Source organism: Taibaiella soli, assembly GCF_003236175.1.
GTDB lineage: Bacteria > Bacteroidota > Bacteroidia > Chitinophagales > Chitinophagaceae > QKTW01.
In genome coordinates this window covers 34899-47320 of record NZ_QKTW01000015.1, presented here as the reverse complement: position 1 = coordinate 47320, position 12422 = coordinate 34899, and the positions used below count along the sequence as shown (strand labels likewise).

Genomic DNA, 12422 nt, shown 5'->3' with positions numbered 1-12422 from the left:
AATAGAGTATAACAGATGAACGGAGCGTCGCAACGGAGTTGAGGAGAATGGAGGCGCTGAAATAAAAAATATAATAACACTTTTTTCTAATTACGTGCTATGCATTTAAAGTACGAATCATTTGTACGGGAACCACTGGTAGATGGTGACAAAACCTACCGCCAGGTAACGGAAGATATCGTTAGTCCGATTGAAAAGAAACCAGGCCGTATGTGGTACATCGGTTTCTTCTTCTCGATCTGTCTGTTATGTTTTGGGGTTTTCTCCGTGTTTTGGGAAGTTTATTTCGGTATCGGTGTATGGGGTATCAACCGTACCATCGGCTGGGGTTGGGATATCACCAACTTCGTATGGTGGGTAGGTATCGGTCACGCAGGTACACTGATCTCTGCGATCCTCTTACTCTTCCGCCAGGGCTGGCGTACCGGTGTAAACCGTGCGGCTGAGGCGATGACAATCTTCGCGGTAATGTGTGCGGGCCAGTTCCCGATCTTCCACATGGGTCGTGTATGGGATGGTTTCTTCGTACTTCCTTATCCAAATACGCGTGGTCCACTGTGGCCGAACTTTAACTCGGCGCTTCTTTGGGACGTATTCGCGATCTCTACTTACTTTACCGTGTCACTGTTGTTCTGGTACTCAGGTCTGATTCCTGACTTCGCAACAATCCGCGACCGTGCTAAAACTAAACTGCGTAAGCGCTTATATGGTCTTGCTTCTTTTGGCTGGACTGGTACAGCGAAAAACTGGCAGCGTCACGAAGCTTTGTCGCTCGTACTCGCCGGTGTCTCTACGCCACTTGTACTTTCTGTACACACGATCGTATCTTTTGACTTTGCTACATCTGTAATTCCGGGCTGGCATACGACGATCTTCCCTCCTTACTTCGTTGCGGGTGCGATCTTCTCTGGTTTCGCGATGGTACAGACGCTCCTGATCCTGGTTCGTAAAATTCTTCACCTTGAAGAGTACGTAACCCTCGGTCACATCGAAGCGATGAACAAAGTAATTGTATTGACAGGTTCTATCGTAGGTGTTGCCTACCTCACTGAGTTGTTCATGGCGTGGTATTCTGGTGTTCAATACGAACAAGCAGCATTCCAATGGCGTATCATGGGGCCTTACTGGTGGAGCTACTGGGCGATGATGACTTGTAACGTGGTTTCTCCGCAGTTCTTCTGGATTAAGAAACTCCGTCGTAACGTACCGTTCACGTTTATCATGTCAATCGTAGTAAACATCGGTATGTGGTTCGAACGTTTCGTAATCATCGTTACATCACTTTACCGTGACTATATTCCGGGTAGCTGGGCATACTATAGCCCAACATGGCCTGAGGTTGGTTTCTATCTTGGTACTTTCGGTTTGTTCTTTACGTGCTTCTTCCTGTTCGCTAAATACTTCCCGGTAATTGCGATTGCAGAGATTAAGTTTGTACTGAAAACTTCCGGTGAGAACTACAAGAAGAAAATGGAAGTGATCGAAACAAAGAGCACAGAAGAGTTTGTTCATGAACAAATGCATGCTCACCACTAATTAAGAATAATAAAAAACGAATTTGCCAAATAGGCTAATTGTCTAATTGACTAATTAAAATAAAATGGCTATAAAGAAATTTGCGGTTGCTTGTTACGACGATGAGGATGTACTGTTTCCTGCGGTGAAAAAAGTACGTAACAGTGGGTACAAACTGCATGATGTTTACACTCCGTTTCCGGTGCATGGTCTGGATCAGGCTATGGGACTGAAAGAAACAGATCTGCACGTTGCAGGTTTTATCTACGGTCTTACCGGTACATCTACGGCGCTCGGTTTTATGTCATGGATTTTTACCAAAGACTGGCCGGTAAACTTTGGTGGTAAACCACACCTTTCTTTACCAGCGTTCATTCCGATCACGTTTGAGTTAACGATCTTGTTTGCAGCGGTAGGTATGGTGATGACATTCTGCTATGTGAATCAGATTATGCCGGGTGTTAAAAAACACATTTTCCATCCGCGTCAGACAGATGATTATTTTGTAGTCGCAATTGAACTGAACGACAACACCAGTGAGACAGAAGTGATTGATTTCCTGAAATCAACCGGTGCGCTCGAAACTTCAGTACAAGTAGCCGAAGATTCATGGTGGTACGGCCGTTTTGATAAAGACGAACCTTATCAACAACTGGCTTAATAATTTAAATAAACAGAAGCATCCGATAGTTTGCCTTTGAATTTTTGAATTTTGAATTTCAAATTATATATGAATAAGACCAAAAGCATAGTAGTTGCAAGCCTGATGGTAGGTATGGGTCTCACTGCGTGTAACAGCGGTAATGTGCGCCGTAACCCGGGTAAGACTTATGCACCTGATATGACTTACTCACGTGCTTACGATGCTTATACATCCAACCCCAACTTTGCCGACAGCCAAACCAGCCGTAAGCCAGTTGATGGTACCATCGCAATCGGCCACGAACTGCCGGATCACCTGGTAGAGGGCGATACAAATGCGTACAAGACATTTACCACTGCAGCTCGCTTCGATGAAGCGCAACTGAAAGAAGGTCAGCGTCTGTTCAACATTTACTGCGGTATCTGTCACGGTCAGAACCTCGATGGTAATGGTCCGTTGTACAATGGCGGTAACGGTAAATTTGCTGCAGCACCTGCCAACTTTAAAGACGGTAAATATCTGCACATGCCTGTTGGCCAGATGTACGCTGCCGTTAAATTCGGTAAGAATGCAATGGGTTCTTATGCAAGTCAGGTAGACATCAAACAACGTTGGATGATCCTGGCGTACATTAAGAAAGTACAGTCGGAAAATGGCGGTGAAGCATTTGTTTTTGGTACTGCTGCTCCGGCAAAAGACTCTACCAAAGCTGCTGCTCCTGCTGCAGATACTACTAAAAAAGTAGCTGCTGCAACCGGTGCTGAAAACAACAAAAAAGGATAATTCAAAAATTAATTAGACGTACTTCAATAAAAGTTTACCAATGAACGAACGTTTTGAAATACCAGCCAGATTAAAGACCACCAGCCTCGTGTTGATGATCATCGGTTTGCTGGTTTTGGGCATAGGCGCTTTCACTTTGCTGAATGGTGCCGGTGCAACGGAACTGAGTAAAACACGTTTTTGGATTGTTCTGCTCCATAACAGTGTCTTCTTCTTATTAATGACAGTTGCTTGTGTGTTTATCCAGGCTGCTGCTTCTCTGGCTCAAGGTAGCTGGATTGTGGCTTACCGCCGCATTCCGGAAGCCATCGGCGCCAATGTTTGGATCTTCGGTATCATTACGCTGGTGATTCTGTTTTTGATCGCTTATACATTCCAGGTAGACGGGCACAATCCGATTTACCACTGGGCGACACCTCATGGTGATAAGATCCTGGAAGGTAAGCATGCGTTTTTGAGTAAAGGCATGTTCGCAGGTTTTACCATCGTAACGATCGCTTTGTGGTCTTTCTTCGGTCGCAAATTCCGCGCATTGTCACTCGCTCAGGAATCTGCTCCTAAAAACAGCACAAAAATCTACTGGACTACAGTAAAACTGTCTGCGATTTTCCTGTTGGTTTACGCCCTGACGCAAATGAGCACCACTCCGTGGATGTGGATCATGAGCATCGATGCACACTGGTATTCAACTATGTTTAGCTGGTACACTTTCGGTAGTGCTTTCGTAAGCGGTATGAGTCTGATCCTTTTGTGGGTTGTTTACCTGAAAAACCAAGGTAACCTGGAACTGGTAAATAAAGAACACGTTCACGATCTTGGTAAATGGATGTTCGCATTCAGTATCTTCTGGACATATGTTTGGTTCTGTCAGTACATGTTGATCTGGTACAGTAACATTCCGGAAGAAACAACTTACTTCAAGATTCGCCAGCACGGTCCTTACAGCATGATTTGGTATTCAGTATTCATTATCAACTTCATCATGCCGATCCTGATCCTGATGAGCCGTCCTAGCAAACGTAACTACTTCACTGTTACTTTCATGGCGATGACAATCATCTTCGGTCACTGGTTAGATTTCTATATCATGACAATGCCTGGTCCGATGGGCGCTAACTGGCACCTCGGCTGGTATGAATTGGGTATTTTTGTTGGATTCGTTGGCGTAATAATGTTCACGGTTTCTCGTACACTTGCAAGCGCTTCTCTGGTTCCACAAAACAACGTATTACTCAAGGAAGCAGTATTGCACCAAAGCTAGTAACAGCCTTTTGGGCAGTGAACAGCGAACGTTTAACCTATTTTTGAATTAGTACAACCGGTAAACATACTTATAACAATAAGTGATTTAAAAAGATGTCGGGATTTATAATTATAGCATTGATTGTTCTGGTATTTATCATCATATACCAGATTGCTAAAGCAAGTGAATATGCATCCGTGCTGCGCGGTGAGGAAAAGGTAAAAGCGCAGACCAACCGCACGATGGCCGGATTGCTGGTAGCATTCTTTGTCTTGGGCGTGTATGGTATCTGGAAATGCCATGAACTGTTAATTGATAAAATGTTGCCGGTTTCTGCATCTGAGCAAGGTGTGGGCTACGACAGCATGCTGAAGGTTACATTGATCATCACTGGTCTGGTGTTCTTCGCAACTCAGGCAATCCTGTTCTGGTTTGTATGGCGTTATCAGGCAACTGAAAAACGTACTTCTTTCTACTATGCACACAACAACAAACTTGAATTGTTGTGGACTACAGTTCCGGCGATCGCAATGGCCTCTCTCGTTGCAATCGGTCTCCGCAACTGGTTTAATATTACTTCTCAGGCTCCTGCGAACGCAGCCGTTGTAGAGATTGTTGGTAAACAATTTAACTGGATTGTTCGTTACCCAGGTCATGACAATGAACTTGGTAAACGTGACTTCCGCAAAATCAACGATGCGAATAACATCCTGGGTCTTGACTGGAATGACACACACAACCTCGATGACATCATTTCTCCTAGCGGTGAAATGCACCTCGTGGTAAACAAGCCGGTAAAACTGATCATTGGTTCACGTGACGTAATCCATGACGTAGGTCTGCCACACTTCCGTATGAAAATGGATGCTGTGCCAGGTATTACCACTACCATGTGGTTTACGCCAAGATATACCACTGAACAAATGAAACAGATCACTGGTAATCCGAATTTCGTTTACGAAATCTCTTGTGATCAGATGTGTGGTAAAGGTCACTACTCAATGCGCGGAACTATTATTGTTCAGACACAAGCTGAGTATGATGCATGGATGGCTAGTCAACAGTCTTACTATGCACAAAACAATGCAGCGCCAGCAGCAGCTCCTGCAGCAGGTGATTCAGCAAAACCGAAAACTGATAGTGTTAAAGTAACAGCGATGAAGTAACAGATCACTTTATTGTGATCTAATAAAAGTGAAAAAAATGAGCAACGACGTTATTATTCAAGGTCCTGGTGTAGCGCACGCACATGACGCCGCTACTGAGCATCATGGTCACGAGCATCATGAGCAACACTTCATCTGGAAGTACATTTTCAGTCAAGACCATAAAATTATTGCGAAACAATACCTGATTTCCGGTATCATCTGGGCCGTTATCGGTGCGTTGATGTCCGTATTCTTCCGCCTGCAGCTGGGTTTCCCTGATAAGACTTTCCCTATCATGGAAAAATTCCTCGGCGAATGGGCTAAAGGTGGTAAACTTTCTCCTGAATTCTACTATGCCCTCGTTACAATGCACGGTACGATCCTCGTATTCTTTGTATTGACAGCGGGTCTTAGTGGTACGTTCAGTAACTTTCTTATTCCGCTTCAAATCGGTGCACGCGATATGGCGTCTCCGTTTATGAATATGCTTTCTTTCTGGTTCTTCTTTGCAGCTGGTGTGATTATGTTCGCTTCTCTGTATGTTGAAACTGGTCCTGCATCTGGTGGTTGGACTACTTATCCTCCGCTGAGTGCTTTGAAAGAAGCTTCTTTGGGATCGGGCGTAGGTATGGATCTCTGGTTGATCAGTATGGTGCTGTTCGTAGTTTCTCAGCTCCTCGGTGGTCTTAACTACATCTCCACTATCCTGAACATGCGTACTAAAGGTATGGCAATGACTCGTCTGCCGCTGACAATCTGGGCGTTCCTGTTCACTGCTATCCTTGGTGTACTTTCGTTCCCTGTACTGACTTCAGGTTTTGTACTGCTGATTTTTGACCGTCACTTCGGTACCAGCTTCTACCTGTCTGAAATCTTTATCGGTGGTAAAGCACTGCCGCACATCGGTGGTTCTGCTATCCTTTATCAACACTTGTTCTGGTTCCTGGGTCACCCAGAGGTATACATCATCATGCTGCCAGGTATGGGTATGGCTTCAGAAGTGCTTTCTACGCACAGCCGTAAACCAATCTTCGGTTATTTCGCGATGATCATCTCCCTGGTAGGTATCACCGTTCTGGCGTTCCTCGTATGGGCACACCACATGTTCGTAACAGGTATGAGTCCGTTCCTCGGTTCTATCTTCGTTCTCCTGACATTGTTGATCGCAGTACCTTCAGCGGTAAAAGTATTTAACTGGCTGACTACTATCTGGCGTGGTAATATCCGTTTCACAGTTCCGATGACTTTCGCTATCGGTTTCGTATCACTGTTTATCTCTGGTGGTCTGACTGGTATCTTCCTCGGTAACTCTGCTCTGGATATCCAACTGCACGATACTTATTTCGTAATTGCGCACTTCCACTTGGTAATGGGTGTGTCGGCCTTCTTCGGTATGTTTGCCGGTATTTATCACTGGTATCCGAAAATGTTCGGCCGTTTCATGAACAACACGCTGGGTTATATCCACTTCTTCATTACAATCATCGGTGCTTATCTGATTTTCTGGCCGATGCACTATGAAGGTATCGCTGGTATGCCACGTCGTTACTATGACTACAGCGCTTGGGAATCATTCAAACAATTCCAGGGTCTTAACTCTTTCATCAGTATCGTTGTAATCGTTGTATTCTTCGGTCAGCTGATGTTCGTGTTCAACTTCTTCGTGAGCATTTTCCGTGGTCGCAAAGTAACTGTTCAGAATCCTTGGCAGTCAAATACACTCGAGTGGACAACTCCGATCAAACCTGGTCACGGTAACTGGGAAGGTGATATTCCGGAAGTTCATCGTTGGGCTTATGACTACAAAGATGATGGCAATGGTAATGACTTCATTCCGCAGACTGTACCGCTTAAAGCAGGTGAAGAGTCTCACTAAAAACATAAATAGAAAAGGAAGCCTCAAGGCTTCCTTTTTTATTTATACTAATTGGACAACTGTTCATCGTATTGAATTTTAAGTTTTTTTTCAGATTTCAAAGTTGAACCTTGTCATGATTTTTGTGTCTAATGAATTCTACTGGATATCGTATATGGTAAAATAATGCGATATTTAATCTAAAGGGCGAATGTATCTATAGTGTTTAAGCGCGTCATTATCTTACTCTGTTTGTTTATTTCCTGTATAGCGGAGGCTCAGATTCCTGAGTCCAGCATTCCGGACCGGACAAAAGCGGAAAAGAAGGAGGCAATGAAAGATCATTCCGATGAACTAGACCTGATCGATATTGCTTCCAGTCTGATGGAAGTTAAAGACAAAAGGCATTTGGATACGGCCACTGTACAGCATAAAAATATTCGTATCTCAGCATTGCCTGCCGCAGGCTATACACTTCAAACAGGGTTTGCCGCTATCGCTTTTGCCAATGCTGCTTTTTATCTTGATCATTCGAAGGAAACTAATGAATCGAGTGTATTGACCAGTGTTACTTATTCGCAGTATAACCAGATCATTTTTCCAATTCAAACGAATATCTGGACGTCCGGGAACAAATACAATATTGTAACGGACTGGCGGTTTCTGAAATTTCCTTCTTACACTTACGGGATAGGCGGTGGTACTTCGCTCGATGACGCCTATACGGTCGATTATTCTGCGATAAGGCTTCACCAGAAAATATTCAGGAAGGTTACTAAAGATTTTTACGCCGGCGTCGGTTACTCTTACGATGTCTTTTGGAATATAAAGGAAGTAGATCCTCCACCCGGACAACAAACAGATTATGAACAATATGGCTTTTCTAAAACAGCGATTGCATCCGGCGTCACACTGAATTTGCTTTATGACAACCGCAAAAATTCTATCAATCCGGAGAAAGGGCTTTATGCCAATATTGAATACCGCCCCAATTTTACAGCATTGGGCAGCGATGGTAACTGGCAGTCGTTGCAGGTGGATGTAAGAGATTACATTAAAATGCCGAATAAGAGTGTACTCGCATTCTGGACATTTGACTGGTTTACGATTGATGGGTCGCCGCCTTATTTAATGTTGCCGAACACAGGCGGAGATCCGTACAGCAATACGGGCCGGGGTTATATTCAGGGACGTTATCGGGCTAAGAACATGGTTTATGTGGAATCTGAATATCGTTTTAATCTGACGCATAATGGACTGTTGGGTGCAGTTATTTTTGCGAATGCAGAGTCTTTTTCGCAACAAGGTTACGGTATGTTTGACATTATCGCACCCGGTTTTGGCGGTGGTTTGCGCATTAAGCTTAATAAGTATTCCCGTACCAATCTTGCTATCGACTACGGTGTCGGTATCGGTGGTTCCAAAGGCTTTTTCGTAAATCTGGGAGAGGTATTTTAGTGTCTATTTACCTGGAATCACTTTGTCCATCACCTCATTAAATTTCTTTTCTGTTTTTCTTTTTACCTTGAAGCGGTCCGCAACTGTGATCCGGACATTTCCACCACCGTATGTTTGTGTTACACCCGGGATAGGAGAGCCGCTCAGACTATTCATATCTACGATATGAATACCGGCAAAATATTTTTCAGAGTTATAACCTGCCGCGAAACGTACCGTCGTGATTAATTGAGGTCCGCCGCGATCGTCTTTGGTGTCGGACCAGGTATTTTTCATTACAGTGTAGTTGAAACCCGCTTCCAGCATGGCGGATGCCGTGATAAAGAAATGTTGTTTGATCACAAAAGTATAAGCACCACCCCCGCCAGCCGCAATGCTGTAAATGTTTGACTTATTAAAATAGTAATTGGCGTCGTTCTCCGGTTTTACGAAGTGTGTAGGAACGAAAGCTGTATCGCCGCGGAGGAAAACATTGTAAATACTGCCGCCCAGCATCCAGGAACCTGAACTTTTTTTCTGGTATTCATTCTGTAAAAATGCCGCGCGGAATGAGAATTTCTCATCGTTGAAAATATATTGCAGATCTATGCCTAAAGCCAGCAAATGAATGTCCGGACGTATCGGATAGCTGCTTGCATTGAAATTGCTGAGCGCATCTGACGGATTGGATAGATAGAACCCTTTGTAGTATTGGCCCCATAAATCAACGGTTAGCTTGCGGAGGTAAATATGAGATTGCACGTCGAGGTAGTTCGTCGTGCCGTATTTATCATCATCGTGGTTGATAAACGGAAAATTGAGACCAATATTCAGACCGATGAATTTGTAGTTGAAACCGAAGCCCAGATTATAATTATCGTTCGGTTTATAAGCAAGCTTGGTGTCCTTATCGTGGTCTCGCAGGGTATAGCTGGTGTACTTTCGTGATCCGTACAGCCGAAATGTGAAGTCGTTGCTGTGATCACTGATATAGGCAGTGTCATTTATTGTTTTCAGATTTATCTTCTGACTTTTTGCGTTCCATCCGCAAAGCAGCAGCAGAAAAACTGAGATCGGTGTGAATAAATGGGGTAGACGCATGTTACTATAAATATAAAATAAAGCCACGCGATTTACATCACGTGGCTCAATAAATATTTTAGAAAAAACTTATTTAATTAAGTAGTGCTAAAGTGGCGTAGATGCGGCCTATAGTTTCTTCTTTGCCGATCAGTTCCGCGATGTGGAATACCCCCGGACCGTATTTGCCACCAACGAGCATTATGCGGAACGGAAGCATCGCATCTCCCTTTTTGAGGCCATTTTGCTGCAATGCGTCATTGAAGCTTTGTTCAATAGCAACCTGATTAAATACGTCCAGATTTGAAAGAGTATTTGCCCAGCTTTCGAAGAATGCTTTTTTTGCTTCATTCCATTTATCCTGAATTGCCGGCAATTCTTTGATCTCTGGTCTTTCGAAGAAGAAATGCCCCTGATCCCAAAATTCAGAAAGCACGCTGCAGCGCTCTTTGATCAGCTCCACAATTTCCTGAAGATGGGCGTCATTTTCCACTTTTACACCGTGTGTTTCGATGAATGGAATCGCAAGACTAGTAAGTTTTCTGGTTTCCATCAGTTGAATGTACTGGTGGTTGAACCATTTTGCTTTTTCGAAATCGAATTTTGCGCCGCCTTTATGTACGCGGTCAATGGAAAATTTTTCGATCAATTCATCCATTGAGAAAATTTCCTGGTTGGTGCCATCGTTCCAGCCCAGCATTGCCAGCAGGTTTACAAACGCCTCCGGTAAAAAACCACGTTCGCGGAAACCTGTAGTTACCTCACCAGATTTGGGATCAGTCCAGTCCATCGCGAATACTGGGAAACCGAGGCGGTCGCCATCACGCTTGCTGAGCTTACCATTGCCATCAGGCTTCAGGATAAGTGGCAGATGCGCCCATTCCGGCATATCATTTTCCCAGCCGAGATAACGCCACAGCAAAAGGTGCACAGGCGCGCTTGGCAGCCATTCTTCGCCACGGAAAGCGTGCGTAATTTTCATGGAATAATCATCCACAACTACGGCCAGATGGTACGTTGGCATACCGTCTGCTTTCAGCAATACTTTATCGTCGCTGATATTGGTATCGAAACTGATTTCACCGCGAATCATATCGTGGAAAATCACCGTTTCGTTTTGTGGCATTTTAATGCGGACAACATATGGTGTGCCGTTTGCGATCAGCGCGTCTGTTTCTTCTTTTGAAAGAGACAGAGAATTGCGCATGCTCATACGTGTTTTACCATCGTACTGCGGCATTGGATTTTCCGTAGTCTTCAGATCGTGACGCATTTTTTCCAGGTCTTCCGGTGTATCAAATGCGTAATATGCATGGCCCTGATCAACGAGCTGCTGCGCATACTGACGGTACATCGGTTTGCGTTCGCTCTGGCGGTATGGTGCATATGGTCCACCTCTCTGCGGACTTTCATCCGGAGTCATGCCGCACCATTCCAAAGTATTCACAATATATTCTTCAGCACCCTCTACAAAACGAGTCTGGTCGGTGTCTTCGATACGCAGTACAAAATCGCCGCCATGATGACGAGCGAAGAGATAATTATATAAAACGGTGCGCACGCCGCCAAGGTGCAATCCACCTGTTGGGCTCGGTGCAAAACGTACACGTACTTTTTTAGTCATAGACTGCAAATTTAGGAAAAACGGTGAGTGGTGAGTTGTCAGTTGATTTTTTTGGAGACGTTGCGTGCAACGTCTGTATTATGTTTGATATTGGTGAAACGTGAAACGTCAATGGTGAATGGTCAATCCTGTGCCTTTGCGGCACCGTGCCGTTGCAAGATGAATTTTTTGGAGACGTTGCATGCAACGTCTGTACGAACCCAATCAGCGATCAGCCATAAAGAACAAAGGTTGCCTGGGGAAAGTGGCAACCTTTTTGGAGGAGAATATATATATGAGAGGAAAAACTTAGTGTACTCTGAATAAATAACCAACAGTAAAACTCATACCGATATTGTGCATGGAGTTGTCTGCATCACCGGCTGGCATTACGTTTGCGATACCCAGACCGAGATTGTAACGGAGCAACAAACCACTGCGGAATTCATAACCACATTGCATATTGATACCAACGTCGCCGCCGCGTATATCGTCTGTATTTGGGTTATTACCTATGTTTACCGAGTATGTGTTTGACGTATGATTGGTAGTGGTTCCATTGTCATTGGAAACAGTACGGGTGCGTTCATTTTTTATTTTACCACCCAAGAGTGCTGCCATATATGGGCCGCCTCCAGCGAAGAATCGTCCTGTGTGAGAATAATTAGATTTATAAAGGAAATTTACCGGTACTTCAAAGTAGTTGAGCCAAAGTTGGTCTCTGGTGGTTACTGAGGTCGTTGTAGCGCCTACTGTAGTATAGTCTGTTGATTTATCCACGGCTCCTTTTGTCGTGAAGAACATACCTGGCTGGATAGAAAAATGACGAGTCAGTCCAAAGTCTACCACACCGCCGATTTTGAAACCAGGAATCAGTCTGTTTGATTCTTTGCTTCCGTCGAAACGTTCGGAGATGCTGTAGAGGTTGAGTCCGGCTTCAGGGCCGAGGCTGATATGCTGTGCTTTTGTGGCGCTAATGCCCATTAATCCAATTCCGAATAAACAAATAATCTTTTTCATAACTATCATTTCCATGCGAAGCGATTAAGAACCATGCCAGGGTGTCTTGTATGCTTGTTAAAAGAAAATAATGTGTTTAGGAATGAAGAAGAAAG

Annotated in this window: 10 protein-coding genes; 7 read left to right on the top strand and 3 right to left on the bottom strand. The window is 44.2% G+C overall.

Annotated features, from left to right (window positions below):
- Positions 1 to 99: 99 nt before the first annotated feature.
- The 7 genes from nrfD to DN068_RS09380 all read left to right on the top strand — a co-directional run bounded on the left by nrfD (position 100) and on the right by DN068_RS09380 (position 8645).
- Complete coding sequence (gene nrfD, locus DN068_RS09410; RefSeq protein ID WP_110998659.1) at positions 100 to 1536, top strand: NrfD/PsrC family molybdoenzyme membrane anchor subunit; 1437 nt, start codon at positions 100 to 102, stop codon at positions 1534 to 1536.
- Between the two features lie 64 nt (positions 1537 to 1600).
- Positions 1601 to 2176: a DUF3341 domain-containing protein gene (locus DN068_RS09405; protein WP_110998658.1), complete on the top strand. Its 576-nt coding sequence runs from the start codon at positions 1601 to 1603 to the stop codon at positions 2174 to 2176.
- 69 nt (positions 2177 to 2245) lie between these two features.
- Positions 2246 to 2941, top strand: a complete 696-nt coding sequence (locus tag DN068_RS09400) for a c-type cytochrome (RefSeq protein WP_110998657.1) — start codon at positions 2246 to 2248, stop codon at positions 2939 to 2941.
- Between the two features lie 40 nt (positions 2942 to 2981).
- On the top strand, positions 2982 to 4202 hold the full coding sequence (locus DN068_RS09395) for a quinol:cytochrome C oxidoreductase (RefSeq protein ID WP_110998656.1): 1221 nt from the start codon (positions 2982 to 2984) through the stop codon (positions 4200 to 4202).
- A gap of 95 nt (positions 4203 to 4297) precedes the next feature.
- The gene (locus DN068_RS09390; RefSeq protein WP_110998655.1) at positions 4298 to 5350 is read left to right on the top strand and encodes a cytochrome c oxidase subunit II; all 1053 of its coding nucleotides are present in this window, start codon (positions 4298 to 4300) and stop codon (positions 5348 to 5350) included.
- Between the two features lie 37 nt (positions 5351 to 5387).
- Positions 5388 to 7208 carry a cytochrome c oxidase subunit I gene (locus DN068_RS09385; RefSeq protein ID WP_110998654.1) on the top strand — a complete coding sequence of 607 codons (1821 nt, stop codon included), beginning with the start codon at positions 5388 to 5390 and terminating at the stop codon, positions 7206 to 7208.
- Between the two features lie 312 nt (positions 7209 to 7520).
- A complete protein-coding gene (locus DN068_RS09380) occupies positions 7521 to 8645 on the top strand; it encodes a BamA/TamA family outer membrane protein (RefSeq protein WP_123985296.1) in 1125 nt (374 codons plus the stop codon).
- A gap of 3 nt (positions 8646 to 8648) precedes the next feature.
- On the opposite strand, the gene DN068_RS09375 is transcribed toward DN068_RS09380, so the two are convergent.
- The 3 genes from DN068_RS09375 to DN068_RS09365 all read right to left on the bottom strand — a co-directional run bounded on the left by DN068_RS09375 (position 8649) and on the right by DN068_RS09365 (position 12327).
- Positions 8649 to 9725 (bottom strand): DUF4421 domain-containing protein, encoded by a 1077-nt coding sequence (locus DN068_RS09375; RefSeq protein ID WP_110998652.1) that lies wholly within the window; start codon positions 9723 to 9725, stop codon positions 8649 to 8651.
- Between the two features lie 73 nt (positions 9726 to 9798).
- Entirely contained in the window at positions 9799 to 11328 is a 1530-nt protein-coding gene (gltX, locus tag DN068_RS09370) for a glutamate--tRNA ligase (protein ID WP_110998651.1), read from the bottom strand.
- A gap of 288 nt (positions 11329 to 11616) precedes the next feature.
- Complete coding sequence (locus tag DN068_RS09365; RefSeq protein ID WP_165836338.1) at positions 11617 to 12327, bottom strand: porin family protein; 711 nt, start codon at positions 12325 to 12327, stop codon at positions 11617 to 11619.
- Between the last annotated feature and the right edge of the window lie 95 nt (positions 12328 to 12422).

Excerpts from the sequence above, each read along its gene's own strand:
- nrfD (WP_110998659.1), top strand. The coding sequence starts at position 100 with ATGCATTTAAAGTACGAATCATTTGTACGGGAACCACTGGTAGATGGT.
- DN068_RS09405 (WP_110998658.1), top strand. The coding sequence starts at position 1,601 with ATGGCTATAAAGAAATTTGCGGTTGCTTGTTACGACGATGAGGATGTA.
- DN068_RS09400 (WP_110998657.1), top strand. The coding sequence starts at position 2,246 with ATGAATAAGACCAAAAGCATAGTAGTTGCAAGCCTGATGGTAGGTATG.
- DN068_RS09395 (WP_110998656.1), top strand. The coding sequence starts at position 2,982 with ATGAACGAACGTTTTGAAATACCAGCCAGATTAAAGACCACCAGCCTC.
- DN068_RS09390 (WP_110998655.1), top strand. The coding sequence starts at position 4,298 with ATGTCGGGATTTATAATTATAGCATTGATTGTTCTGGTATTTATCATC.
- DN068_RS09385 (WP_110998654.1), top strand. The coding sequence starts at position 5,388 with ATGAGCAACGACGTTATTATTCAAGGTCCTGGTGTAGCGCACGCACAT.
- DN068_RS09380 (WP_123985296.1), top strand. The coding sequence starts at position 7,521 with ATGAAAGATCATTCCGATGAACTAGACCTGATCGATATTGCTTCCAGT.
- DN068_RS09375 (WP_110998652.1), bottom strand. The coding sequence starts at position 9,725 with ATGCGTCTACCCCATTTATTCACACCGATCTCAGTTTTTCTGCTGCTG.
- gltX (WP_110998651.1), bottom strand. The coding sequence starts at position 11,328 with ATGACTAAAAAAGTACGTGTACGTTTTGCACCGAGCCCAACAGGTGGA.
- DN068_RS09365 (WP_165836338.1), bottom strand. The coding sequence starts at position 12,327 with ATGAAAAAGATTATTTGTTTATTCGGAATTGGATTAATGGGCATTAGC.